We start from the raw sequence: 25,753 nt of genomic DNA, 5'->3' as shown, positions 1-25,753 counted from the left end.
CGTAGGTTTTCAGCCTTGAAGGATGGGAATACGGCCCTGATAGACGGCGGCACCCGAAATGCGCATGAAGTACTGCAGGTTGGGCAGGCCGTGAATCAGACGGGTTGGGATCAGCGGAACCTTCTCCAGTTGAAGCGAACGTGAAACGGACCCGGTAAATTCACCGATATGCGCTTCGCTGCCCGTGCTCGTACTGCCTGTGAGCGTCAGGTTGCGAATCGCGGTCTCGCCGACCTTGTCGGAAAACCACTGCGCGGTATCGCTGTCTTCCAATCTTAGGATGATCTGGTTGTTCAGATTGCCCAAAACCTGCAGCATTTTGGCGGCGTTTCCGAGCCGCGCTTCCAGGTCCGCTCGCGCCTGGAATGCGACGAACGCCTTGAAGCCAGCGCCGCGCCCCTTGTTGAGAATCTGGATCACCTGCTCGTTGATCGCTTCTGCAATCTCGTCGATGATCAGCACCACTTCGGGCGGCGAATCGTAGAAGTTATAGATGGACCCGCACACCGCGGCCACGTCCGACAGGATCATCGACGCGATCGCTTTCTGCACGATGTTGTTCGACAACGAATCGAGGCCCATGTACAGGACGGCCTTCTGCTTGATGACCTTGTCGATATCCCAGATTTCGCGCTCGTCGTCGAAGTCATCCGCCTTGGGCGCGAGCATCAGGCCCGTCTCGCCCGTGGCGAGCATCTGCAGCAGCGGCAGCGCCGAGGCGATGATGCGCATGTAGTGCTCGCGGTCGTGCACGTGCGTGGCTATCAGCCCGTCGATCGCTTCGTTGCCTCGCTCCTGCGACGCGAACTGGGCGTTGTAAAGCCCGATCATCCCGTCGACGAGCGTGGCGGCATTGTTGCGCTGACCCTGCCGGGTCGTTTCGGTGGCGACCTGTTGCTCCCAGTCGAGCAGATTCTGTTCAACGAAGAAGCGCTTTAACGCCTTTTCGAGCAGCGACGTGATGCCCGACTGCGCATACTTGAGGATCGAGCGCAGGGTCGGCTTGTCGCCGATGTAGAGCTCGCCCTTCACGGCACGGTCGATGAACAGGAAAGCGAAGTCCCGGAACGGCCCCTCCTCCATCAGCTGGGCGATCCGGCTCGGGATTTCCGACGGCTGCGACCAGTTTTCGATCGGGTTCAGCCGGATCGACTCGGACGGCTTCGCCTGGTTGAAGTACAGGAACTTCCGGCCTGCGCGCTGGCATTCCTTCTCGACGCGCCGCTTCCACTCGGCGTCGTTCTTCGGGTCGACGATGATGAGCACGTCGCCGAGGTGAATGACCTGGGTGGAGATAACCTCATAGGTGCGGGTCTTGCCGGCGCCCGTCGTGCCGCCAACCAGGGTGTGACCGCCCATCGCCTTGTAGTGAAACGGCACCAGCGCCTTTTTCGGCTCCATGCCGTGAATCCATGAGGAGCCCTGCGGCATGCGATCGCGGATGCTGTCTTTCGGCGCGAACATGCCCTCGATGGCTTCTTCGATCCGGCGGCCGGTTTTCGTCCTGTTGAGCCAGCGCGGCAGACCGGGAATATCGGTCGTCGGCATGCGCAGGATGTCATGTGCGATCTGGCAATGCTTCTGCGTCCACTCGTAGCCGATGCCGAGATACATCGAGTTCGCTTCGGTGCGCATCCGCTTCTGGATCTGAAGGAGCTTTGGCACCTCGAGCGTCGTCAGCCATTTGGTCGAGATAGCCATGCGGAAAGTCAGTGCGCGCCAGATCTGCATGGAACGCAGCGCCAGAAACGCAATTGCGACCAGTGCGAACGCCCAGCCATAGGGCATGCCCGAGATGGGCAACAGCACGATCGCCGCCAGCCAGAACACCGCTGCGCGAACTTCGTAGATTGGCCTGAAATGGTTGATGTAGCTGGTCACGCTGGGCTCGCGAGTATGAGTTGTCCCGCGCGCGGCGCGAGGGTGACTTCGGTTGGCGCATCGGCGACCATCAGGCTGCGCTTGCGCATGTGTTCAACAAGGGTGCTGGCGGCGATGCCGTAGCTGCCGATCAGCCGCTTGGGCACGACCAGCCCCTTTTCGGTCCATTGCACGGCCGCCTTGCCACTGGCGACGTCTTCACTGAGTGCCTGAAAAAATTCGCGCACGGACCCGGGCACGCCCTTGAGGACTTCATCGAACGCCGGCGCGTTCGACGCCTTCGGTTGACTCGCCGTCGTTGATAGTGGGCGCATGGCGGTCGGATCGACCGCGGCGGACACTGGTGCCCGCGACGGCACAACTGGCGTATCCGCAGGCGTGGCGGACAGAATTTCGCCCGTCGACGGTTCGACGGTCATGCCTGCCGGTGTCACAACAGCCGCCGCCTGCGCTTCCGTCGGACCGGGGGAAGCCGACGTTGGGGGCGGATTGTGTGGTGCTGCCGCGCTCGCACCTGGTACCGGTGCTCCCGGCGATGACACTGGCTCCAGCTCGGCCGCGACGTGGACGGCCGATGGCACAGCAAACTGCACCGGTGCGAACACACCACGCTGCGCCTTGCGGTCAAACTCGTCGGCCGTGCTCACGCCCTGGCGGACCACCTTGTGCAGCAGCGATTCGGCCTCGATCGGCCGCATGTTCGGATTGATCGCGCCAAAGAGTTCGGCGAGCACCTCGGCGTCGAGACCGGCGAGCAGCCCGGAGCCCACCAGCAGCTGGGCCAGCATGCCGGTGCGCATCCGTTCGACCGGCAGCGGGGTGTCGCGCCGGGTGAGGCGATATGACGATCCGGCCAGCCACGGGCCGAACTGACCGTGAACCGGTGGATTCCACAGCGCACGGTCGCTGTCCCGCTCGATGGCGAAATGGCGGTACGGTTCGTCAAGCCGCGAGCACACGGCGGCCAGAAACACCGCATGGTTGTACTGCGGCTCGATGCGGCGGCGCTTTTCCGAAGGCAGATTGGTGCCGAACTTCTGGCCGCCAGCGAGCCGCATGGCGTAGAACGCGGTCTCGATCGTGGCGCGAAAGGCGCCGCCCGGTTCGCGGTACAGATCCGGGCTCAGTGGCAACGACGAGAACCACGACGCGCAGGCGCGCAGCACGGCGAGCCACTTGCGCTCCAGCTCGCTCTGGCTGGCTTCGTTCGCACACTGCGCAATCAGGTCCACGCGACGCTGATACTCGCCGATCAGCGCGTCCTCGGTCATAGGCGTATGCGCGGTCATAGCAGCGGCTTCGCCAGTTTGGCCAGCGCCCCGCCGGTTGCTCCGGTGCCGCCCCCGAACATTCCGGCGATTTTTGGAATCTCGAACGACACCAGGAACACGAAAAACGCAAGGTCGAAGACGTAGCCGGCAGAGAGTGACGTGGTCAACCCCGCCGTGGTCGCAAGCTGGACCGCATTGACCAGACTGCCCGTGACGAGTTTCATCATGATGGCGGCCACGACCATATACATGCCCGCGGTGATCATGAAGTCGAGCCACGACTTGAAGTAGCTGCGCGTGAACGATGAGAATCCGAGCGCAAAGGCGATCTGGCCCATCACCGCGCCGCACGCGAACTGCAACTGCCCCACGTTGATGTAGAACACGAAGACGACGGCCGTGATCGACAGGACGAGCCACGCAAGAAGGAGCGGAATGACGCCGATCAGCACCGAGATGTACTCGGTCCATGCGGCACCCTTGAAAGCCTTGATGACCGAGTCGAAAAGCTGGCTGGCGGCATTGCCGATGATGCTGACCGAACTGCCCATGTTCGTGCCACCGGCAATCTCTGACGACAGTGTCACGAACCACTTGTAGAAGGATGGCACCCAGGTCGCGTACCCGATGTAGAACGATGCAAAAATGCCGAGCATCCCGAGTTCCTCGAACAGCGCGACCCACGCCATGACGGGGTCTTTCGTCGCGGCGAAGCGGATCGCGGCCAGCACGATCGTGATGACGGCAAGGCCACTGGCGAACTTGTCCGATTCCTGGCTGATGCTCTGGCTTGCATCAGCGGCGGCACTGACCACCGCCGCAAACATCGCGTTGAGCTTCGCCATCGCATTCGCATTGGCCTGCCCAAGTTCTCCCGGCTTGACCAGCGAGGCAGCCGTGGCGCCCGAGCTCGACGGACTGGGTGTATTGGACGCTGGCACCACGGTGCCGTCCGGCAGGGTCGTAGGTTCGTCTGCAAGCGCAAACCCTGGACACGCGAACACACACAGCGGCACCAGCACCGTCAGAAAAAGCCGGTTCAGATAGCGAAGCATGTTCAGCCCTGCCCGCATCAGAAGCCATAGGACGCGCGTTCTGCGTCCTGTTGATCCAGGAAGCTTTTCGCGGCCGCCGAGCGGTTCCGGTCATCCTCGTTGGCAACCGACTGTTTCTGCGCATCCTGCTGCTGCTTGCCAGCCGTCATCTGCAGCAGATCACTCATCTGGCTCGACACAATGTCCAGGTAATGCGTCGTCATCTCAGCGGTTGCCTGTTGCGTCGGCGTGAGCGACATCTGCGACTGCAGTTCCTGGCGGCGTTTGGCCAGCGTCTGGGCGTGCACCATGACATCATTGCCTGTCTGGAACAGACGCGTGGCCTCGTTATCACGCTGGTTGTAGAGCGTTGCCATGTCGGAGAACCACTGCGAATTCGACTTGCCCGAGCGGGAAATCAGTGTCTGGACGTGGTTGATCCACTGACTGCCCTCGTTGAGATCACCGTACATGTCAGTCAGGGTGCTTTTAAGCTGCGTGTACTTGCTGATGTCGCCCGTGATCTGGTCATATTGCGCCTTCATGGCAGACGGGTCGAGGTTCGTCGCCTGCAGCAGCTGGTTTGCCATCATCTGGTACTGGTAGACGATGTTGCTGTCCTGATAGATCTCGGTCTTGACGGCCTTCGCCGCAGTGATGATGTTCTGCGCGAGGTTAGCCGCGTCAATGACCGCGAACTGGGCGTACGCAGCGTGCGACATACCGAGCATCAGGCCTGCGGCAAGCGTCAGGCGGCCAAGGATCATTTTCATCGTGGGTTTCCTAGTCGAGAGTCAGCATTTCGCGCACGTAGGCCTCGCGCCAGTCCGGTGCGCCGGACGTGTAGTGCCTGTCGAGCACCGCCTGCGCGCGGCCGTCCGAGCGCAGCACCGCGAGCGTTTCCTTCGGGAAGCTCGCCTGCAGCATGCGGGTCTGGTCCGGCGTCACCCACAGGTAATCGCGGTTCGGCACGGCGTTGGCCAGCATGTCGATCTGGTGTTCCGTCAGCCCGAACAGGTCGCGATACAGATGCAGGTTGTTCTTCGCATCCTTGTTGGGCAGATAGAAAATGTTCGGAATGTTTTCCTTGAGAATTTCGAAGTTCGGAATCCGCGCCACCTGGGAGAGCGACTGCGTCGCGAGCAGTAGCGTCGCATTCAGCTTGCGGATCGTGACCGCCCAGATTTCCAGCCGCTGATAGAAGCGCGGATACTGGAAGAAGAAGCCCGCCTCCTCCACCTCGATGACCGTATAGCGCTTGCCATCGAGCCACTGCGCGATACGGTAGAACGCGTAATCCATGAACAGCGCCGCGGCCACCGGATAGTTCTGGAACAGGTCGCCCATTTCGATCGAGATGTCGTCGGACAGCGAGAAGGCATCGTCGACGTGGTCGAAAAACCGGCCATTCTTTTCGCCCTGGGTCCAGACGGCGAGCCGCTCGCGCAGCTCGATCGGCAGAAGCACGTTCAGGTTGGACAGTGTCCAGAGGTCGCGCGGGTAGCCTGTTCCCATGACTGTGACCTTCTCGAAGATCGTGCGCTGCTGTTGCGGCGAGCATCGGAAGTCATCGTCCTCGATCGCAATCTGCAGCCACTCGGCGATGTACGGGAAGTGCTTTGGATCGTGCAGCAGCGAAAGCGGATTGACCGAGGTCCCGGCCTCAAAGCGCCCCGTTGCGTCGACGAACCGTCCGCCCGCGAGCAGGGTCGGGATGCGGGTCGAGCGGTCCTTGTCGAACCGGATTCGCCGCGCCTTGTGGCGCCCGGTCTGGGACACCAGGAAATTCAGGAAGATCGACTTGCCCGCGCCGATCGGGCCAATCACGAGCGCGTGCGACTTGCCGCCCGGATGGTGCAGACTCACACGCTGCAGCGTCTTGTGACGCGTCGGCAGCATCGTGAGCGGCCCGGTCTTCTCGCCGGACTGCTGCGTGAGCCACGCATTGACCGTGTCGCCTTCCGAGACGCTGCGCACCGGGGCGATGTCGGACACGGCCGGCGTTTCGACAAACTGCAATCGCCTCTGCTGGTCCCACCGGCCCGGCAGGGTCGTCTGCCATGCGGCAAACAGATTGTCGCGCTCGAGGATCACGCCGAAGCCTGCGTTGCCGATGCGGCCGATCACTTCGCGCGTGGCGTCGTCGCATTCCTCGATGGTATCGCCATAGACGATCACCGAGACGTTCGCAAAGCCATACTGCTGCCCGTCCGCGACGAGCTTCGCCAGCGCCTTTTCCGCTTCATCAGCGAGACGCTCTCGGCCTTCGTCGTTTTTCTGCTCCTCTTTCGAGAAATAGGCCTTGAGGATCGACCAGGGGTTGAACGCTGCGACCTTGTAAAACTTGCGAATCTTCTCGATGTACGCGCTTGCCTTCGTTGTGTCCAGAAAGCGGAACATCACGCACACGTCCAGTTCGGCGTCGACTTCCGCGAGCACGTCGAGCGCCGCCTCCTGAAAGCCCATCCACTCCTTGACCGCGATGATCTTCGCGTACCGTTTGCCGTGCGCCGATTCGAACATCAGCGTGTCGGCACCGATCGTGACTTCGCTTTCCGTCAGGTGCGTATCGAGCATCGTGACGGGATACCGCACGCGCCGAGGCGGCACCGACGGATTGGCCGCCTGATGAAGGAACGCGAGCGCGTGCTGCAACTGCAGGCGCTTCATCCTCAGTCGCGTGACACCACCGTTGAACGCATCGATCACGCCTTCGAACCGCTTGATGTCAGACGTCAGCCGCTCGATATCAAAGGCGAAGGCACTGCGCGCAAGCACCGAGTCCTTGATCGTCTCGAAGATCGCGAGCGGCATCGATTTGCCGCCCACCGTCATGTGATACGCGACCTTCTCGAAGATCTTGTTGACGCCGGTCTCGGGCGTGAAGGCGAGTGCGAGCGAATGCGTGTTGCGGAAGTACCGGCCGCTCGCGACATGAGCGCGGTTGATTTCGTCGACACGCGCGTCCATCGAGGAACCGAATGTCCCACCGATGTCCCCCTTGACGCGCCGGTGCGAGAGCTTCCACCACGCCGTGATCCGGTGGTCGAAATTCTTGCAGGCATGATCCAGGTTGTCGCGCGCGGCCGAAATATCGGAGGCGTTCGGGCTGTCGGCGTCCACGCCTTCGAACGTATAGACGGTCAGGAGCGACCCGTCCTTGTCGAGGATCAGTTCGGGCGTGACCATCGTCGCCCACGGGGCGATCTCCTGGATCGAGCGGCGCTTCAGGCTCTTCTTCAGCATGGCAGGTCCTGATCAAATCCATAGGGACGTTTGAACCGGGCCGAAAACTTCGCGGTCGGCAGGGGCTCATACACGTCCGCGTAGCGGTTGTAGACGAGCATGACCTGCTTCCACCACGGATCTTTCGAGCTTTTCCAGCGCAGCAGCCAGTGAACAGCGATGCCAACGACGAGGAAGGTTGGCGTCATGCTGGTGTAGCAGAGCAGCATGGTCATCGTGCCGTTGGCGATCGCGAGACCACGATCTGCCCCACCCATCTGGCGCGGCAGCGAAAGCGAACGGCTCACGCGTGTGGGCTTACGCATGTGAGCTCAGGTACAGGTGTAGTTGATGTGCAGATGGTTCTTCACGATCGGGATCGCACACGCCGCGAGCCCGAGGCCGACGAAGACCGTCGAAATGATCTTGCCGATCGTACTTTCCGAGTTACCGATTGCGACCGCACCGACGATGATCAGCACGATGCCGATGCCGTAAAGCCACGGGCCACTGATGTAGGACGAGATCAGACAGATGACGTCCGTCGCGGAGCCGAGGTCAGTCAGGTCGACGGCCGAGGCGAACGGCGCGAATGCGGCGAGCGAAGCAGCAACGACGGTCGAACGCAGCTCACGGCGGGTGAGGAAGCGCGTCCAGATAAAGCGGCTCAACGCTCCCGTGCGCTCGCGCGCGGTAGCGAGAAACTCAGACAGATACTTCTTCATTTAATGTCACTCCGATGGGTTAGAAAACGCGGTTGAGAACGTAGTCGCCGTCCCTGAAACCCTTGATTTCGAGGATTTCAGAAACGTGACGCAGCTCGCCGGTGCGGCGAAGATGAATGACGTAGTGGAAGCAGTCGGCCACCGCCTTGCGCATATCTGCCAGTTCCCACCGGCTGCCCGGCGGCACGCCGAGCATCGCGAGACTTTCGAGTCGGCTCAGACCGCCACGCGCGTCGTTGGCGTGGATCGAGCCCATGCCACCGTCGTGGCCGGTGCTCAGCGCCTGGATGAAGTCATAGGCCTCGCCGCTTCGCACTTCGCCGACGATGATCCGGTCGGGCCGGAAGCGCAGACACAGGGCGACGAGCAGCTGGGTCGTGACACCCTTGTCGGGGTTTGAGAGCAGCCGCACGCGATTGGGCGCGGTCAGCTTCAGTTCCATCGTGTCCTCGACCGTGATGACGCGTTCGTCTTCAGGAATCTCGGCATTGAGCGCGTTGAGCAGCGTGGTTTTGCCGGACGAGGTGCCGCCGGCGACGAGGACGTTGCGGCGTGCCCGAACCATCGCGCTCAGGGCTTCGCGCAAGGCATCATCCTGGATGCCCGGAGGGAAGAGATCGAGTTCCTTTTCCTTGCGGGCGTTCGTGAGCGAGAACGCGCCCATGTTCACGTAGTCGCGCAGCGACAGGTGCTTGTCGCGGTGCTTGCGGATCGAAAGCGCATTGCCGTCGATCGCGGTTGGCCGCATCACTGATGCGATACGCAGATTCTTGTGGCCTGCGTTGATGATCCCCTGTGCGGTGCCGGCGACCGCCGACTTGTCGACCGATGCCGCCAGCGCGCTGATCGCGCCGTCAAGCACCGCCTCGTTGAGCGTGAGGTCAAGCCGATGCATCTTGCCGCGGCGCTCGATCCAGATGTTGTTGAAATCGTTAATCATGATTTCAGCAACGTCGGGCGCCTCAAAGCACTCGCGCAACGGACGCAGCGACTCGAAAAACATGCGGACCGCGCTCTCCTCGAGCGGGCGCAGTTTGAGCAGGGGATTGTCGGTAGCCTCGGACATGCCTGCTATTGTTCCGTCCGGCCGGAACCTGAAGCAGACTGAAAGAACGATCAAATCCGCGAGCTTTCGGGGAAAGTGTCGTGCTCGATGTCGCAGACGATGGATGCCTTGAACCACGCGGCGCTGCATCGCGCGTTGCTCGTTCCCGTCAGCCGGCTAACGGGTTTAACCCGGAAAGCTCAAGAAAAACGTATAGCTTTCGGATTAACCGCAGCGGGAAATTGTGGTACATGTCTGCGGCGCAATTGCGTTTCCAATCATCAATCATCGATGGCAAGAACAATTCCGTTTTACACAAGCCCGCAGGCCGTTCGCGCCCGCCGCTCGAAAACTCTGCTGTTGCCGATGCCGCGCGCCCAGGCGGACGAACTTTCCTTACAGGTGCACATAGCCCTCGACGCGATGCGACGAGTCCAGGGCAATCTGAACGCTGCCCAGACGCTGTGCCAGGCCATGATCGTTGTGGGGCTGCTCGCGGAAGCCGGATACAGCTCGGCGACGGTCGACCAGATGCAGGACGCAGAAGAGGTGATCGGGTCGGCATTCGACCGCGGCCGGGACACCGGCGTGTGGATGCTCGACGATGACGGATTTGCGCAGTTCGCAACGATCGTGAGCACCTATGACCATCAGCTTCGGCGCGCGCCAGTCGCCGCAATCGCTGACGCGAGCGACAGGCTGGATCGTTTTCGCGCGGGCGAGACATTCGAGCAGACGGCCCGCAGGCGCGCCTAGCGACCTGGGCATCAACCGGGATAAACCGCGACAATCAGAATTCGGGCAACAGGACATGAAGGGAAAAATCGCTGACGGCGAGGCGCGCGACAGGCTGATCATCTGGCTTCGCCGGCGCATGGAAGAGTTCGGTATCACGCTTGAAGCACTGGCAGAGTCGATCCAGCATGACGTCGATCACCCGCCTCTTTATCGCGACGCGCGCGGCAACGAATGGAACGGGCTGGGCGACATGCCCGACTGGCTACGCGCTGCCAGCAACGCCGGTGTGAGCCCGGAATTCTTCCGCATCGAGCCGAAGCCGGCGCCCAAGCCCATGGTCGCCGCCTCGGAGACCGATCCGCGGCAGCTGGACCTTTTTTCGATGAAACCAACCGCCTGATAGCACGGGCAATCCGCGCGTGCGTGCTTCGCGGAAACGGCCCGTTTCGGACCCTGAGCGGTCACGCACCCAGCATCGCCGGCAATGACCGCTCCAAGATCCCACGGTCGCTCGCTTGATACCGAAAACACTGTCTGCTTTTCGTCGGGAAGCGGTTCAATCGCGCCGCGATTAGCTGTGGCGATTTCGAGCAGTCGCTAGTAAATGACTTGAACATTCCTCGCAAAGGTTATACAAAAGGATAAAGATCTAGCGTTAGCGGGCAGGCACGTTGGGGCTCCTCCATCTGTATGTCGAAAGCCGGCTCTCAGGCAACGCCGCGGATGAGCAATCGTTTAAGGAGGATACCTCGTCAGCTGCCGTCATTGTCGCGATCACGATCTACGCCGCATGAAGCAGCAGCAACGGCTCTATCTTGACAGCACCGCGTGCGACCGGTTAATGCGTAGCTTTACCGCAGCCTCCCCTCAGCTATGAGAGTCCGCCTCGCCTGATAATTCAAGCAGGCGTGAATTTCCATTTTCGATGGGCATTAAATCCCGGTGGTTGTCGTACTCCGTCACCCTCAGCTTTTCCCGAACAATTATCTGGACATTTAGAAAGCACTTATCGGGCAGGAATTAAGAGCATCGCATATGGGAGAGTCATTTCCTCCTGTTCCTGCTGAATGGCTCTTTTTAATGTTTGTTTGCAAACATTCATTACGTGCAGTGCTCTTTTATCCACCAGGATAGAGTCCGGGAGGTGAAAAGATGAAACGCTGTCTCATGCATCCGGCAAGTGGGCTGCTTGTCTGCTCGACAATGCTCTTCGCCAGCATCAGTTTTGCCCAGACTCTTGTCATCAACGGCAATACGACTCAGACTGCCGCCGTCGGATCGACGGTGATTGGCACACTCGTTCCCGGATCCAGTAGCGGGACGGTGAATGGGGTCCCCGGGGGAACGTTCATTGTGCCGGCCGGGGCCGACGTCGCACTGAACCATATAGAAATGGCCCAGCAAGCCGGCAGTAGCGGACTGATATCCGTGACTGGTGGAACGATTACCGCCGTCAATCCGCAATCCCAAAACTACATTGGCTTTAATGGATCCGGTGTGCTGACGATCAGCAACGGCGGTTCCGTGACCGGGTTCACGCAGACCTACCTGGGAACCAATCCCGGCAGCAGCGGTGCGCTCACGGTCGATGGTCAAGGGTCGAGATATGCGGCTACGGGTTTTATTTACGTCGGGAACTCCGGTTCCGCGCAGTTGAATGCGACGAACGGCGGCGCAGTCTCGAGCCAGGATACGGTGCAGATCGGGGCCACCTCAAGTGCGCAAGCGGTTGTCAGCGGCGCAGGTAGTAGTCTGTCCGCGACTGGCTTTCTCGGCGTGGGTGTCTTGCCCGGCGCCGACGGTGTCCTGACTATTACCGACGGCGGCATGGCGACGAGCGCCAGAGGAACTTATCTCGCCTTCAACGCGGCCTTTGAGACGTCGCCTGCTTCGACTGGGTCGGTCGTGGTGTCGAACGGGGGGTTACTCACGTCACCGTTTCTCGTTGTCGGTACGCGCGGTCCAGGCGATTTGCAGATCCAATCGAACGGCACCGTGACGATCGGCGGGAAGACGATCGTCGGCTCCATTGCGGGCACGAGTTCGGTCGAGATCCGCGGGCCAGGTGCCACGCTTAACGTGGTCAACGATGACCTGGTCGTGGGGGCGCAGGGAAATGGCACGATGACGATCGCCAACCAGGGCGCCGTTAACGTGACAGGCAGTGGCGCCACGTTCATCGCTGGTCAGTGCACCGGACTCTCCTCATCTTTCTGTAGCACGACGCCAACCGGAGGTGCCGGCACCGTCACCGTCACCGATGCCGGTTCGGTACTGAATTCTGGCGCGTCGCTCGGTGTCGGTCACTTTGGCGCCGGTGCCCTGACCATTGAGAGTGGCGCGTCGGTGCACGCGAATGCCGTGTCTGTTGCACAGAATGCTGGCTCTACGGGGACGCTCAACATTGGTGCGCCCGCCGGCACGGCGCCGGCCCCGCCCGGCACGCTAGATGCCAGGACGCTGACTTTCGGCAGCGGCACGGGCGATCTCGTGTTTAATCACACGGACTCCAGCGGCAACTACCAGTTCCCCGCGGCCATCGCAGGCTCGGGCGCTGTCAACGTCTATAGCGGCAAAACCGTCATGACCGGCGTCAGCACCTATGCCGGTCCGACCACCGTGCAAGGCGGTACGCTAGCGGCTGGCGCTCCCAATGTCTTCAGCCCAAATTCTGACTATGCGGTGCAGTCTGCCGGCACACTCGATCTGCGCGGGTTGGACCAGCGTGTGGCGAGCGTCGTCAATGCCGGGCTGGTCCGCATCGCCAGCGATCCAGGAGCCGTGTTGACAACGACCAGTTATGCCGGCCACAACGGCACCATCGCCATCGACACTTACCTCGGCGGCGACAATTCACCTTCAGACCAGCTTGTCATCGACGGGGGTTCGGCAACCGGCAAGACCATCATCGCCGTCACCAACGCCGGCGGCCCTGGCGCGCTGACGCACGGCAACGGCATCCCGGTGGTGGTCGCGACCAACGGCGGCACCACGGACCCAGGCAGCTTCGCGCTGGCCGGCGAAGTCCGCGGCGGCGCCTACGACTACCGTCTGGATCGGGGCGCTCCCAGCCGCGCGTCGTTTGCGAACGACTGGTTCCTGCGCTCGGAATTCGTCGTCGGAACGGGCGAGGTGCCGCCCGGCCCGGGCGAGGAACCTCCGCCCGAGGTAACCTTTCCCAACGACCCGCCGCCTTCCGTGCTGCCCCCTGGCGAGTACCCGATCATCGGGCCGGAACTTGCCACCTACTCGGTGGTGCAGCCGCTCACGAGACAACTGGGCCTCACCATGCTCGGTACGATGCACGAGCGTATCGGCGATACGCTGACACAGGCCGCGGGCGGTACCGACGCCGAAGGGGTGGCCCGTTCGGCGTGGGCGCGGCTGTTCGGCCAGCAGATCGACAATCGCTACGAGACCTTCACCGATGCGCGCGCCAACGGCCATGTGCTCGGCGTGCAGGCGGGCCTCGATCTCTGGCGCGGCAGTTTGATGTCTGGCCATCACGACGCCGCGGGCGTGTACTTCGCCTACGGCAACAGTAATGCCGACGTGGACGGCCTCGTCACGAATGCGGCTGCGACTGGCTATGTGCTGAACCACACCGGCTCGGTTAATCTCAATGGGTATTCCGGCGGCGCGTACTGGACACACTACGGCCCGGGAGGCTGGTATATCGACGCGATACTGCAAGGCACCTATTACGACGGCGATGCGACGACACAGTACGCCCGGTTGCCGATCTCGGGGTCGGGGTTCGCCACTTCGCTGGAGGCAGGCTATCCGATTCCCTTGCCGCTTGGACCGGGCTTCGTGCTAGAACCGGAGGCACAGCTCATCTGGCAGCACGTCGGGCTGAACGAAGCCAATGACGGACTGGGTCCTGTCGATCCAGGCTCGACGTCAGGCGTGAGCGGGCGGCTCGGGGTGCGGGGTCAGTGGAGCATTGAGCGCGCCAACGGCGAGCTGTGGCAGCCGTACCTTCGCACAAATATCTGGCGGGACTGGGGCGCAAAGGCAGCGACGACATACGCCGGAGCCCAGCAGGTACCGCTGAGGCAGCAATTCACGCGTATGGACGTCGCCGCTGGCGTGACGGCGAAGCTCGACATGCGTATGAGCTTGTACGGGCAGTTCGGCTACCAGTTCTCGATCAATGATGCCGTGAGCGGGAGCCGAAAAGGTGTCTGGGGAGACATCGGCTTTCGCTACACTTGGTGAGCGACGGGGGAGCAGAAATAAGCTCAGTGCGTGACACCACGACAATGGTGGTCGGGTGAACCAAGGACTGCCAATGTTCGAATTCAAGCGCACCGGTCCAGATTTTACGCGGTTAGTCTATCTCGCCCGGTAACGAAACGTTCGTAAGCGTGTCGCGCCGGTCGTCTTGACATGAGGATGGCGCCATAGCAAGCGGATTTCAGAGGGGCGTTAGGCATCTCCTCGATGCGACCGGGACAGTCTCTTGTGCTGCGATCGGCGCAGCAGTCGCACTTCCATATCAACGACTCTGCGGTGGTCGATCATTGTGTCGAGGACGTCCCGCATGATGTGGAGCAACTGCTCTGCCTCGGGCCTATTTATCCCTTTTGTACGTTGACATTGCAGTTGGGAAGCTAGTATCGCGATGCGTCGCCGCGCTTCATGCACATGGCGATTGGCGCTTGCAAGGACAAGCTCTTCATCTGACAGAGCACTCATAGTTGCTCCCCGCGTCTACGAGCGCAGGGAAGCGTCGGGCGCGATACAAGTCATATGAGGGGCAGCCTTCTGTCCCCCAAGAGGTCGCGCGGCAGGACAGGAGCTAGGCGGGCTGGAGATCGGCGGTGATGCCGGCGCAGTTGTATTGTAGGCGACTGCCGGCCTATGCCGGAGAGTCATTCTTCAGGAGAAGCCATTCTGGCAAGCACCACGGCAACAATTCTTCGATACGGTTGATTGGATGCTCGGCGATGCGTGCGAGGACGTGCCGCAGATACGCCTCAGGATCGACGCCGTTTAATTTTGCGGTGCCAACGAAACTGTAGATTGCGGCGGCACGTTCACCACCGGAGTCTGCTCCACAGAACAGATAGTTGCGTCGACCGATGGCCACTCCGCGAAGCGCCCGTTCGACTGGAAGGTTGTCGATTTCGAGCTGGCCATCATCGCAATAGCGTGTGAGTGCTTCCCACCGGTTCAACGCATAGAGAATCGCACGACTCGTGTCCGATTTGCGCGAGAGCGTTTCCAGCATCGTTGCGAGCCACGCGTGGAATTGATCGAGTAGCGGCCGCGCATGCTCCTGGCGGTGCGCACTGCGCTCGTCGGGCGGCTTGCCCCTGATCGTCTCCTCAATCCTGTATAGCGCGCCGATACGCTCGAGCGCTTCGGTATTCAACGCATTGGGGAGCGCTGCGTGCAATTCTTAGAACTGCCGTCGAGCGTGCGCCCAGCAAGCCGCCTCCGTGACGCGCCGCGTTTCGTAAATGGCCTGGTAGCCACCGTATGCGTCGGCTTGCAGTGTGCCGTTGAACGACCCGAGGTGCTGCTGCGGATGGATGCCCTTGCGATCCGGCGTATAGGCGAACCACACCGCTGGCGGCGTCATGTCGGCCGATGCACGATCATCGCGCACGTACACCCACAGGCGCCCAGTCTTCGTCTTGCCGCTGCCCGGTGCAAGCACTGGAACCGGCGTGTCGTCGGCGTGCAGTTTCGTCGCTGACATCACATGACGACGTAGTGTTTCAACGAGTGGCTGCAGCAGCGTCGCCCCGTGACCGACCCACTTCGCCAGCAGCCAGCGATCAATCTCGACGCCTTCTCGCGCGTACATGACCGATTGCCGGTAAAGCGGCACGTGGTCTGCGAACTTCGAGACCAGAACGTGTGCCGGCAGCCCAAGGCCGGCGAGACCGCGTTCGATGGGGCGACTCGGCGCAGGCGCCTGAGAGATGTGGTCGCAACACACGCACGCAAACTTCGGGCGCACATGACGGATGACCCGGAAGCTTGCCGGCACACACTCAAGCTGTTCGGCGACGTCTTCGCCCAGCGGCTTCATCTTGCCATCGCACTGCGAGCACTTCCCGGGAGATTCGGGCAAGTGCGCACGGATCTCGCGCGGCAGATGTCAGGCAGTGGTTTGCGCGGTGTCTGCTCCACAGCCTTGCGCGGTGTCTTCGGGATTTCGACCGGTGCCGCGCCCTCGTCGGCCTCAAGGTCTTCGAGGCGGAGTTTGAGTTGCTCGATCTGATGGTCCAGCTTCTCGGACTTGCGACCGAACTGCATACGACGCAGCTTGGCAATGAGCAGCTTAAGGTGTTCGACTTCAGCTTCGCGCGAAGCCAACGCAGCTTGTTGCGAGTCGACCGTTTCCTGCAGTTTGAGCACCTGCGCGTCGCGCTCGCGCAGCGCCACCTCCTGGCTGAGCAGCATCGCCTTCAGCGTTTCGACATCGTCGGGAAGTGGGCTCGCGCGCGTCATGCAGGCAGTTTGCGCGCGGGCAGCGACGTTTACAACGCCGAGGTCGGTCGTGCCGTTCTCGTCGGTTGCCGCCAGTCGATGCCTTCCAGCAGCATCGACAGTTACGCCGGGCTCAGGCAGATAACGCCACCGTCGGCTTGAGGCCATACGAAACGCCCCTTCCCGAGTCGCTTCATCAGCAGGCACATGCCGTCGCCACTCCACCACAGCACCTTGAGCAGATCGCCAAGCCGCACGACATTCAACATACCGATCGCAAATCGTGGTGATCGCATACCGCTGGCACCCCGCCTACGGCCAGGAATACAGGCTGGTCCGCCGCACTGGGCGCCGCGGGAATCAGATGGTTCACCTCGACGTCCCGCAACAGATCTCCCGCGAACTGCCAGCCTGGATGCTCGATGCGTCGATATGCTCGGCAATGTCGCTTGGCGAACCGCAAGTGAGCGCCGAAGCGCTGGCCTTCTTGTGCCGCGTCCTGTCTGATCGGAAGCGCCACTCCGCCGAAGGAGGATCATCGAAGCCTCTGTCAACGGAGGGCCATTCCGATGAGACGACTGCAAAGAGAACCCGGCGTACAGCTTCCGCTGGAACTGCACCTAGATCCCACCTTCGACGCAGCCATAGTGGGGAATCGACGGGAGGAAGTGATCGACGCGCTCGCGGCACTTCTGCTGGAAGCGCTGGGCAAGCCGGCGAACATAACCGACCCAGGAGATCGCGATGAACCAGAAGATCTCCGCTGAACATCTTTGCCGAGGCGCGGTGGTCTACGTCCGTCAATCAACCATGAGCCAGGTGGTGGAGCACACGGAGAGCCAGAATCGTCAGTACGCGCTCGCTGAATCTGCACGAACCATGGGCTTTGCTTCAGTGACGACGATCGACGATGACCTTGGACGTTCGGGCTCCGGCAGTATCGAACGTCCCGGGTTCCAGAAGCTGGTCGCGTCAGTGTGTGCAGGATCCGTCGGCGCCGTGTTCTGTCTCGAGGCTTCACGACTTGCGCGCAACGGCCGCGATTGGCACCATCTCATTGATCTTTGCGCGCTGGTCGGCACGGTCGTCGTTGATCACGACGGTATTTATGACCCCAGGCTGGTCAACGATCGGCTCCTGCTTGGACTCAAAGGCACGATGTCGGAGTACGAACTCAGTCTGCTGCGGCAGCGTGGCATTGCCGCGCGTGATTCGAAGGCCCAGCGTGGCGAATTGCGCTTTGCGCTACCTCCGGGCTACTGCTGGAACGAGCTTGGGCAGATCGAGATGGATCCAGACGAACGGGTTGCCGAGTCCATCCGGGTGCTCTTCCGTAAGTTTCGCGAACTCGGCAGTGCCCGTCAGGTGCTGCTATGGGCCATACAATCCGACGTGAAGCTGCCGGTGACACGGCACGGCCCCGCGGGCATCCGGATCGAATGGAGCAGGCCTGCATATCACACGGTCGTCCAGATCCTGGAGCATCCGGTTTATGCTGGGGCGTATGTGTTTGGAAGGACGACCCAGCGCACCGCGGTCGTCGACGGACGGGCTCGTAAGACTGAAGGCCACTCCAACCAATGAAGGACTGGAGCGTCCTGTTGCGCGACCATCACCCAGGGTACATAACGTGGGATCAGTTCGAGGAGCATCAGAGGATGATTGCCGAGAACACACACATGAAGAAGCGGGCTTCCCGTCGATCTGCTCGTGGTGGGCGGGCATTGCTTACTGGCCTGGCGCGATGTGGCCGGTGCGGCCGAATGATGCGAGTCAACTACGGCATGAGAGCCGGCCACGCGCATCGCTATTACTGCCGTGGCGACGAAGCACATGTCGGAGCATTCCGCTGTATCGGAATCGGCGGAATACGTATCGACAAAGCAGTGGCGGCCGCAATTCTCGAAGCGGTTTCGGAGCATGCGGTGGAAGCGGCCGTTCGCGCTGCACAGCAAACATCGCGCGCAGGCAATGATGCGCGTCGCGCGTTAGCCTGCGAGCTCGAGGAAGCGCGCTACGATGCCTCTCTTGCCGCACGCCGGTATGAGGTTGTCGATCCGACGAAACGATTGGTTGCACGCGAGCTTGAAGCGCGCTGGAATGCAGCCCTCGAACGTGTCGCTCACCTCGAAGAGCGCGCTGCGCTTCTGGACCGCGAGGTTGCAAGCCGGCCCGCGATCGACCAGACGCAGTTGATGACGCTCGCACGCGATCTCCCGGCGGCGTGGAATGCGCCGGGCACCGATATGCGAACAAAGCAGCGGCTGACCCGTATTCTCATTCAGGAAGTCGTGATTGATCTGGACGACAATACGAATGAAGCAGTCGCAACGGTTCACTGGACCGGCGGTCGGCACACGGAGCTGCGCGTCGCACGCGTGAATGTTGGTCGATATCCATCTGGCCAACACTTCAGTGCTGTTGAGGTTATGCGCAAGCTTGGCGGGCAGTGGCCGGACAGGGAGCTTGCGGTGACCATGAACCGCATGCGATGCAAATCGCCAGACGGCAAGACCTGGACCACGGTTCGTGTTACCGAACTGCGTGAACGGCTGGGCATTGCGCCATTCGATCCGGTGGCATCGCATGCGGAGACGATCAGCGTGGAAGAGGCCTCACGGCGACTGGGAATCTACGGCAGCTCGATTCACCGCCTGATCCGTGAAGGAATACTGCCTGCGACTCAACTCATGCCCTCGGCGCCCTGGCAGGTCCCTGTTGCTGAGCTTGAGTCCGAAGCCGTCAGGGAGGGTGTACGGGCTATCAAGGAAAGGCGACCGCCTCACTTCAAGGCCCGACAGGAAGCAGAGAAGTCACTCAAGTTGCCGGGCTTCTAACCAAAGGATGCACTATGTCACGAGACTCCCGCGTTTGCCGCGAAACAGGTCTAGACGGTACTGGAGCAACGCTTACAAACGTTCAGGCCTGGACAGAGGATGTACGCTGTCCCCTTCTGATCTCCCGTTCTTGCTGTCACGTGCGCCGCGATACACATCCGGTCATCATAGAATCTTTGTCGCGCATGAGGACGCACTACAAAGACAGAGGACGGGCTAGCTGGCTAGACGGCGTGAAGTCGTCAGGACCTGCGAGCCCGAGCGCTCCGGTGAGCGGAGGCTATCGGCAAGGCCTGCCGCGCACCTCAGCAGTCAGGAAGCTTTGCGTTCGGACCAATCGCGCACGGCCATCCTCGCTAGCGAGCCAATGAGCGATGCTGCGACTGAGCAGCTGGATGTGTGAAGTGCAGCTACTGTCTCTGGAGCCGACATTCGCGTGTCCATCCGCGGGCGCAAGAGAACGACTGGAGTTGGCCGAGAGCAGCGCGACCGCGGGGAGAGTCCGCGGGCAAAAAAATAGCCCGGCAAAATTGCCGGGCTTGGGTTCAGAACACGTGGCAGACATCGCCTGTCAGCAGATCACTTCCATCATTTCCCCAAACGGTGCCTTCTTCGCGCGCCGGAGCGGCACGGTCGATGCCCACAGGACGGGATAGGACGGTTCATCGATCGGAAATGCTCCATCCATGTCGGTGAGATAGACCAGAAACGTGGGTTGAATGCCTTCGTCGGCCAGCCGTTTGAACGGATCGACAAACGAAGTGCCTCCCCCGCCACGCACCGGTAGCAGTTCGACCGCGTCGCCGCGCTCGAAGATCTGCACCTGCTTTACACGCGTATCGCAATCCATCACGATCAGCCGCCGCGGCCGCACAGTCTCATTCACAACAAGGATTTCCGCGTCGAACTGTGCCTGCGTCTCGTCAAACACCGAACCGCTGGAATCGCGCACGAACACCGCATCGCCAACCGCCGGTTCGTTGAGCGACGGCAGATACAGCCCCATGTGCAGGTACCGGCGATTGGGCATCGCGAAAGTGTAGTCAGTCGGCGACGATTCCTGCGCAAAGCGTTGCAGGATCGCGCGCCAGTCAACCACAGGTTCCACCGCCACCTGGACCACGCCTTCCAGAGCGCCGCCCATCCCGCCCCGCATCTTCGCCGCTTTCGCGGCCTGCAGGACGGCGACCTTCCAGTCAGCTTCCTTCTGCGCCTTGTCGTCCCCTCTGTATTGACGGACCTCGCCACAGGAGGGAGCAGCCTCGGGAGAAGTGCCGGACTCGGGTGTTGCGCACGGTGTGGTCGCGCCGTTCGCGGATTGCGGCGGGCTGTTGCCACCGGGTGTGCCGCCTGGCTGTTGGGCCGACTGTGGAGTCGACTGCTGGCCAGGCTGCGCATCCGGTTTGCCACCATCCTTCTTACCGTTGCCCTGCTGCTTTTCCTTCTGCCGCTTCTCCTGCGCGAGGATGCCGTAAATCTCCTCGGCCGACTTGCCCTTGAAGCGGGCATCGACGAGCACGCCCTTCGGCAACTGCATGCCTGCGTCGTACACGATCGGATTGATCGCATAGTCACATGCGTCGTTCCAGAGTTTCGGATCGCGATCGCCCTGGCGCCAGCAGTGGCCATTGGCCACATGCAGAACCTCATGCGCCAGCACGCCGCGCGTTTCCAGATCGTTCAGACCGCCGAGGTACGCCGGGTTGTATCCCAGCGATTCCCCGTCAGTCCAGAACGTCCTGCACGACGGATCTTCGACCACCTTCAGACGCAAAGCGAGTGCGCCGAAAAACGGCTGGTCGAGGACCAGCGCCGTGCGTTGCTTCGAGATGCGCGGGTCCATGGCCACCTCAGGCGACGAGTCGCAGAAGCGGCGTCGGCTCCGGCTGGACAACCTGCTCCAGCGGTGCGAACGTCGAAAGCTGATTCGCTACCGGCTCCGGTGCCCCGCCCATGAACGCTGCCATCAGCCCCTCGATTTCAGAGGCCTTGGCCGCGACCTGCGAACGCAGCACGCTCGACTCCTTCAGATCCGCACCCCTGTGAACCGCGAGATGCGTCTTCGCCTGTTCGAGGATGTGGTTGAGCTTCGGATCGTTCGTGAAGTTCAGCTTCGGCAGCAGTTCGCACAGTTCGCGCACCTGGTTGGTGACGCCCAGGCGAACATCGGTGGCACCGTACAGCTTGTCGGCCAGCTTCGAGACGGCCTCATACAGACGCCCGACCAGATCGTTGTTCGCCGTCGTGATCGAGGCAAGCACGTGCTGGTCGATTTCCGAACGAAGATCCGTCAGCACGTCGGCCGGCAGATCGACGCCGAACTGGCTCGCGTCAGGAAACGGCAACACCGCGAGCTTGACGCCGAACTTCTCGGACATGCGGGCAAGCGTGGGATAGTCCGACTCGTTGAACAGCCCGTTCAGTTCCACCCGTGCCTGTTCCTTCAGATTCAGGTAGTCGGTCAGGAAGACGGAAACGGCGAGATCGAACTCATCCTTCATCTTGCGCATCTGGTCGGCGAAGTCCATGTAGATCGCCGTCGGCAGCAGACGCACGCCCAGCTGTTCGTACTTCAGCGAGTGGTCGTAGTGATAGCGGCGAATGCGATTGCCGATCGAAACCACCTCCTTGTAGCTCGGCGCATGCTCGGGCAGCAGGCGCTTGTTGAAGCGGCCGATGTCCTTGGCCTGATGGTTCTTCTCGACTTCTTCGGTCGCTTTCACGTCGAAGCAGCGCGCCTGCCAGGCGGATACCGTGACGGCCGACAGCATGACGCGGGATTTCAGTTCAGTGATGTTCATGGAAAACTCCAGAATAGAAAGGGATTGGATTGAGCAGAAAGAAAAAAGCCACGGCGCGCGAGGCGGGCCGTGGCAGAACGAACAACGGATGAAGCAACAGGCAGCGGCTTACTCGCCGCGGATGATTTTTCCGATTTCGCCACCCTGCGCGCGGATGAACGCATGGGTGCTCGCCAGTTCAGGCTTGCGACGCACGGCATCACGCGCGAGAAGCGCACCGAATTCACGGTGGCCTACGTCGATCAGCCGCTGGTTGTAGGTCAGCACCCGCTCGAAGTTGCCTTCGGTCGAGTGCGCCGCCAGCGCCGAACTGACCGCATACAGCGCGGCCGGGGTCTCAGGGATCGGCGCCGTGTCCGGCGACAGGATGATGGCGTCCGGCGAGGGCAGCTCGCGGTAGATGGCAAGAAAGCTCATCAGTTCGCTCGCTGCAGCCTCGCCCACCGAACCCGCGTAGGAGACGAGCTCGAGCGACTTCGGCACGACCGGCATCGTCTTCGCGACGAATCCCCATGTTCGGGGGCTCGGTGCGTTTTCGATATCGCGCGCGGTCTTCTTCACGGACAGCAGGTCCGGCCGGAATCGCAGAAACGCGATCAGTTCGGCAGGAACACCGCTGCGAGCCGCCCAGTCCGTCCAGTCGGCGATCGAAGGCTCAAGCTCCACCACCGTCGCGAAACGCGAGATGACGGGATCGAGAATGCCCGAGACACCCGCGTTGTCGTTGCGCCGGTTGGTGGCCGCAACGAACGTGACACAGTCGGGCAGCGCGTGCTCGCCGATGCGGCGTGCCAGCAGCAGTTGCATCTTTGCCGCCTGCACTGCCGGCGATGCCTGGCCCAGATCGTCAAGGAACCAGAGCAGCGGCGTTGTCGCTCTCAATGCGCGCTCGAGATCCCCGAACGGCAGGAAGCGGGCGACGTTCCCGTCAGGGAATGGCAGACCCTTCGAGTCCGTCGGGTCTTCAACGACGGGATGGCTGATGAGCAGGTCATGCCCGGTTTCCTGAGCCGCCTGAGCGACGATGTCGCTCTTGCCAATGCCTGGAGCCCCAGTGATAAGCACCGGAAGGCGGGCCGGAATGTAGGTGATGAGCAGTTCGCGAAGTTGCGAGGCAGAGACTTTCATGGGGTACCTGAAAAGGAAAAGCCCCACGAAACAACGCCCCGGGGGGACGTGGTCCCTGAGGGGCGAGCTGGATGTGCCGCGGATGCGGCGCGTCGATGCGTCCTGGAGACGCGAAAAAGTTGCGCCTTACGCCTGCGCGCCAGCCAGAGCGGCCAGTTGAGCTTCGGTAAGGGTTTCGCGCGGCACGGCGGTCGCGCGGTTGAAGATCATGCTGCCGTAGAGATTGGCGAGACAGCGTGCTTCAGCGCACAGCACCGTCACCTCCTCGTCGGAGGTAGCCGGATTGCGGTTGCGCCACACGTTGATCGCGTTTTCGATCTGGGCGATTGAAACGTCCCGGTTGCCTGAAACAGCGTTCGGATGTTTCATGGGGTGTCCTCGAAGGAAGTGCCCCTGAACAACGCCCCAAGGGACGTGATCCCCAAGGGCAGCATTGTTGCCGGATCTCCGGCGGGTCGATGCGTCGTGGACGCGGGTAACAGAGCCCAGTATGCGCGGCCGCTGCGCGACGGTTTGCCCGAATGATGAGCAGATTGACCCCGCTTAGACTTCTCGCGTGACGCCAGGGCGAAAAAAAAGCCGGCGCATAAGCGCCGGCTGTGGTTCAGGAAAATTGCCGTCAGACTAACGCTGTCTGAGCGGCCCGTGCTGCATCGATCCGGGCGATCATCGCCGCTTCCCGCTCGCGGTGCCGCCGGGACTTCTCTTCGCCCACGCCGTTGTGCTGCTCGAGCACGTAGGCGAAACAGACAGGGTTGGCCGGACCGCGCCACACCTTCCAGGCCTCCATGATCCGCGCGCGCACCTCGGGCGTGCATGCGAAGAACTCGCGACGCAGGCGACGCCATTGCTGGGCGTACAGATCGCGCATGCGTTGCTCGCTCTGGTACAGCAACCGTTCGCGACGTTCCCGCTCTTCATCGACCGAAAGCGCCTGGGGCACCTCGATCTGATCGCTGAAAAGTGGGTAGGCACGCTCGATCTTCTCACGAGCCCGATCCTGACGGCTCAGATGCAACGCTTCCATCCGCGGCGTCCAGCGAAGACCCTCTACCCTGGGAGTACGATCGAATCGCATGGTACCCTCCCTCAGGCAGCAAGCCGCTCGAGCATCGCGCGGGCGTAATCCAGCGTGCCATCCTTAGCCTGCAGACGACGCGCCTCGTTAAGCTCGGTGTTGACGAGCGCGTACTGCCTGCTCGCCCCCTTGCGCCAGTCCCGAATCTCCCGGAACCCCGATGCGATCGCGTCCTCGACATGCTGGGCGCCATCGATCACGACGCCGTCGGCGCGCTGATATCGGGCATTCTGCGCCGCCTCCTTCGCACGCCGCGCATCCTGCTCCTTGCGCTCCGCCTGCCTGCGCGCCAGCTCGTTCGCTTCCCATCCGGCCTGCGCAGTCCCGTCGAGGCCGCACAATTGGAAGATCGCACGGCGCCGGGCTTTCGCCTTCAGGCCTCGTAGCTTCACGCCATGGAACTCGAGCACGACCTGCTTGCTGCTCAGGTTGTGATCGTCTGGCGTGTCGAGGATGTTCAGCAGACTTGCCACATCGCTCGACTCCAGTGCAACGGCTACACGGTTCGGCCATTCGAACGTTTCGCGCCCGTGTGCGAGCAACGCCATCGAACGTTCCAGCGCGTGCCGACGGGCACTGAGCCGCCCCTGCGTGCGCTGCATGTCCGCATGGTCCAGCTTCTTCTCCCGGCGCCAGTCGGCGATCAGGTCACGAAGCCGCGCGGCCAGCGCATTGACCGGCTGTCCGACCGATACCGGCTTGTCGAACATCTCCGGCAATGGGTCAACCTGCAGGAGGCCCGCCGCGAACAGGGCGTCATCGACCTCGATGAAGTCCGGTGCATTGGATACGCCGGCGGCAGCGGCCACCAGAGCGTCGACCGTTTCTGCCGTGACCGGCTGCTTCGCCGCTCGCATCACGGACACCAGTTGATGCAGTTTCGCCGCCGGTAGCCGCCCGCGCAGCGTCGGAACGTCGAGCAACGTCGACGCCCACTCGAGGTCATAGCGGAATGCCCTTTCCATCGCACGGTATTCCGAGAGCACCGCTTCGGGAATTTGCTCGTTGCGCAGAAGCGCATAGGCGAGGTGCACCTCATGTCGTCCGTTCGTGCTGCCTCCCGGCACACAAGGACCGCCGCTGGCAAATCCGAAGCGTTCAATGGCCACGTCATTGAATAGCGACATCAGATTGAAGAACTGGCGCGCTTCACGCGCGGCCGATTTTTGCGCAGCGATCTGGTCGGTCGAGAGAAACCGCGTTGGGTTACGCGCAAGATCGAAAAGTGCGAACAGCAGTTCCCAGTGCGAAGCGCGGATCTGCCAGGGCTTCGGCTCAGGGCCATAGGCCGATAGCCACAGCGAACGGACTTCGTCGAACAGTGCCGCGACGATTTCTGCCACCGTGCCGTCACGACGGATGCCGAGCGTGCCGTTGTATCGCGTCACGCGTACTGCGGCCGCACCGCCCTCCAGGTTGATCAAAGTGGTCTCAGTTGCCTGGACCGCCTCGTTGGCGAACAGCGCGAACACCCCGGAGAGCGTCGGGGTCGTGAAGACCTGGCCGGGAATCGAGAGTTGGTACATGTTGGCTCCGCAAAAAA

21 protein-coding genes and 1 pseudogene are annotated in these 25,753 nt (G+C 61.8%); 6 read left to right on the top strand and 16 right to left on the bottom strand.

Annotated features, from left to right (window positions below):
• Window positions 1–9 precede the first annotated feature (9 nt).
• Genes traD through GCT19_RS22290 form a run of 8 tightly spaced genes read right to left on the bottom strand, consistent with a single transcriptional unit; the run spans window position 10 to window position 9,202 of the window.
• Window positions 10–1,881, bottom strand: a complete 1,872-nt coding sequence (gene traD, locus GCT19_RS22325; protein WP_018432937.1) for a conjugative transfer system coupling protein TraD — start codon at window positions 1,879–1,881, stop codon at window positions 10–12.
• Complete coding sequence (locus tag GCT19_RS22320) at window positions 1,878–3,170, bottom strand: TraI domain-containing protein (protein ID WP_018432936.1); 1,293 nt, start codon at window positions 3,168–3,170, stop codon at window positions 1,878–1,880. The genes traD and GCT19_RS22320 overlap by 4 nt, the downstream gene beginning before the upstream one ends.
• Window positions 3,167–4,207 (bottom strand): type IV secretion system protein, encoded by a 1,041-nt coding sequence (locus tag GCT19_RS22315; RefSeq protein ID WP_227717620.1) that lies wholly within the window; start codon window positions 4,205–4,207, stop codon window positions 3,167–3,169. Before GCT19_RS22315 ends, GCT19_RS22320 begins: the two co-directional genes overlap by 4 nt.
• A gap of 17 nt (window positions 4,208–4,224) precedes the next feature.
• Complete coding sequence (locus GCT19_RS22310; RefSeq protein ID WP_018432934.1) at window positions 4,225–4,959, bottom strand: type VI secretion protein; 735 nt, start codon at window positions 4,957–4,959, stop codon at window positions 4,225–4,227.
• A 10-nt stretch (window positions 4,960–4,969) separates the two neighbouring features.
• Entirely contained in the window at window positions 4,970–7,432 is a 2,463-nt protein-coding gene (locus GCT19_RS22305; RefSeq protein WP_018432933.1) for a VirB4 family type IV secretion system protein, read from the bottom strand.
• The gene (locus GCT19_RS22300) at window positions 7,426–7,689 is read right to left on the bottom strand and encodes a conjugal transfer protein (RefSeq protein WP_035490446.1); all 264 of its coding nucleotides are present in this window, start codon (window positions 7,687–7,689) and stop codon (window positions 7,426–7,428) included. The genes GCT19_RS22305 and GCT19_RS22300 overlap by 7 nt, the downstream gene beginning before the upstream one ends.
• A 54-nt stretch (window positions 7,690–7,743) precedes the next feature.
• Window positions 7,744–8,136 carry a hypothetical protein gene (locus tag GCT19_RS22295; protein ID WP_018432931.1) on the bottom strand — a complete coding sequence of 131 codons (393 nt, stop codon included), beginning with the start codon at window positions 8,134–8,136 and terminating at the stop codon, window positions 7,744–7,746.
• A 19-nt stretch (window positions 8,137–8,155) separates the two neighbouring features.
• Window positions 8,156–9,202 (bottom strand): CpaF family protein, encoded by a 1,047-nt coding sequence (locus GCT19_RS22290; RefSeq protein WP_018432930.1) that lies wholly within the window; start codon window positions 9,200–9,202, stop codon window positions 8,156–8,158.
• Between the two features lie 270 nt (window positions 9,203–9,472).
• Between GCT19_RS22290 and GCT19_RS22285 the strand changes: the two genes are divergently transcribed.
• The 3 genes from GCT19_RS22285 to GCT19_RS22275 all read left to right on the top strand — a co-directional run bounded on the left by GCT19_RS22285 (window position 9,473) and on the right by GCT19_RS22275 (window position 14,140).
• A complete protein-coding gene (locus GCT19_RS22285; protein ID WP_026228185.1) occupies window positions 9,473–9,937 on the top strand; it encodes a hypothetical protein in 465 nt (154 codons plus the stop codon).
• Window positions 9,938–9,992: 55 nt separating this feature from the next.
• Entirely contained in the window at window positions 9,993–10,319 is a 327-nt protein-coding gene (locus tag GCT19_RS22280; protein WP_018432928.1) for an H-NS family nucleoid-associated regulatory protein, read from the top strand.
• A gap of 752 nt (window positions 10,320–11,071) precedes the next feature.
• Window positions 11,072–14,140 (top strand): autotransporter family protein, encoded by a 3,069-nt coding sequence (locus tag GCT19_RS22275; RefSeq protein WP_227749310.1) that lies wholly within the window; start codon window positions 11,072–11,074, stop codon window positions 14,138–14,140.
• Between the two features lie 643 nt (window positions 14,141–14,783).
• On the opposite strand, the pseudogene tnpC reads toward GCT19_RS22275, so the two are convergent.
• Both tnpC and GCT19_RS44810 read right to left on the bottom strand, forming a co-directional pair.
• Window positions 14,784–16,387: pseudogene (gene tnpC, locus GCT19_RS22270) on the bottom strand (IS66 family transposase).
• 101 nt (window positions 16,388–16,488) lie between these two features.
• Window positions 16,489–16,563: a hypothetical protein gene (locus tag GCT19_RS44810; protein ID WP_407082894.1), complete on the bottom strand. Its 75-nt coding sequence runs from the start codon at window positions 16,561–16,563 to the stop codon at window positions 16,489–16,491.
• A gap of 372 nt (window positions 16,564–16,935) precedes the next feature.
• Here GCT19_RS44810 and GCT19_RS22260 point away from each other — a divergent pair, with 372 nt between their 5' ends.
• The 3 genes from GCT19_RS22260 to GCT19_RS43445 are packed head-to-tail and all read left to right on the top strand — an operon-like array spanning window position 16,936 to window position 19,203.
• Window positions 16,936–17,133, top strand: a complete 198-nt coding sequence (locus tag GCT19_RS22260) for a hypothetical protein (RefSeq protein WP_129964158.1) — start codon at window positions 16,936–16,938, stop codon at window positions 17,131–17,133.
• Window positions 17,111–17,950, top strand: a complete 840-nt coding sequence (locus GCT19_RS43450; protein ID WP_217709343.1) for a recombinase family protein — start codon at window positions 17,111–17,113, stop codon at window positions 17,948–17,950. Before GCT19_RS22260 ends, GCT19_RS43450 begins: the two co-directional genes overlap by 23 nt.
• Window positions 17,947–19,203 (top strand): zinc ribbon domain-containing protein, encoded by a 1,257-nt coding sequence (locus tag GCT19_RS43445; RefSeq protein ID WP_320407309.1) that lies wholly within the window; start codon window positions 17,947–17,949, stop codon window positions 19,201–19,203. The genes GCT19_RS43450 and GCT19_RS43445 overlap by 4 nt, the downstream gene beginning before the upstream one ends.
• A gap of 571 nt (window positions 19,204–19,774) precedes the next feature.
• On the opposite strand, the gene GCT19_RS22250 is transcribed toward GCT19_RS43445, so the two are convergent.
• The 6 genes from GCT19_RS22250 to GCT19_RS22225 all read right to left on the bottom strand — a co-directional run bounded on the left by GCT19_RS22250 (window position 19,775) and on the right by GCT19_RS22225 (window position 25,736).
• The gene (locus tag GCT19_RS22250) at window positions 19,775–21,046 is read right to left on the bottom strand and encodes a vWA domain-containing protein (RefSeq protein WP_018432920.1); all 1,272 of its coding nucleotides are present in this window, start codon (window positions 21,044–21,046) and stop codon (window positions 19,775–19,777) included.
• Window positions 21,047–21,053: 7 nt separating this feature from the next.
• Window positions 21,054–22,004 (bottom strand): hypothetical protein, encoded by a 951-nt coding sequence (locus GCT19_RS22245; RefSeq protein ID WP_152853158.1) that lies wholly within the window; start codon window positions 22,002–22,004, stop codon window positions 21,054–21,056.
• Window positions 22,005–22,112: 108 nt separating this feature from the next.
• Window positions 22,113–23,132, bottom strand: a complete 1,020-nt coding sequence (locus GCT19_RS22240; protein WP_018432918.1) for an ATP-binding protein — start codon at window positions 23,130–23,132, stop codon at window positions 22,113–22,115.
• Window positions 23,133–23,258: 126 nt separating this feature from the next.
• Window positions 23,259–23,501, bottom strand: a complete 243-nt coding sequence (locus GCT19_RS22235; protein ID WP_018432917.1) for a DUF3717 domain-containing protein — start codon at window positions 23,499–23,501, stop codon at window positions 23,259–23,261.
• Window positions 23,502–23,751: 250 nt separating this feature from the next.
• The gene (locus tag GCT19_RS22230; protein WP_018432916.1) at window positions 23,752–24,159 is read right to left on the bottom strand and encodes a hypothetical protein; all 408 of its coding nucleotides are present in this window, start codon (window positions 24,157–24,159) and stop codon (window positions 23,752–23,754) included.
• 62 nt (window positions 24,160–24,221) lie between these two features.
• A complete protein-coding gene (locus GCT19_RS22225) occupies window positions 24,222–25,736 on the bottom strand; it encodes a hypothetical protein (RefSeq protein ID WP_152853157.1) in 1,515 nt (504 codons plus the stop codon).
• Between the last annotated feature and the right edge of the window lie 17 nt (window positions 25,737–25,753).

Origin of the sequence: Paraburkholderia atlantica (genome assembly GCF_009362785.1) — a bacterium.
Lineage (GTDB): Bacteria > Pseudomonadota > Gammaproteobacteria > Burkholderiales > Burkholderiaceae > Paraburkholderia > Paraburkholderia atlantica.
This window is presented reverse-complemented; position numbering and strand designations above follow the sequence as displayed.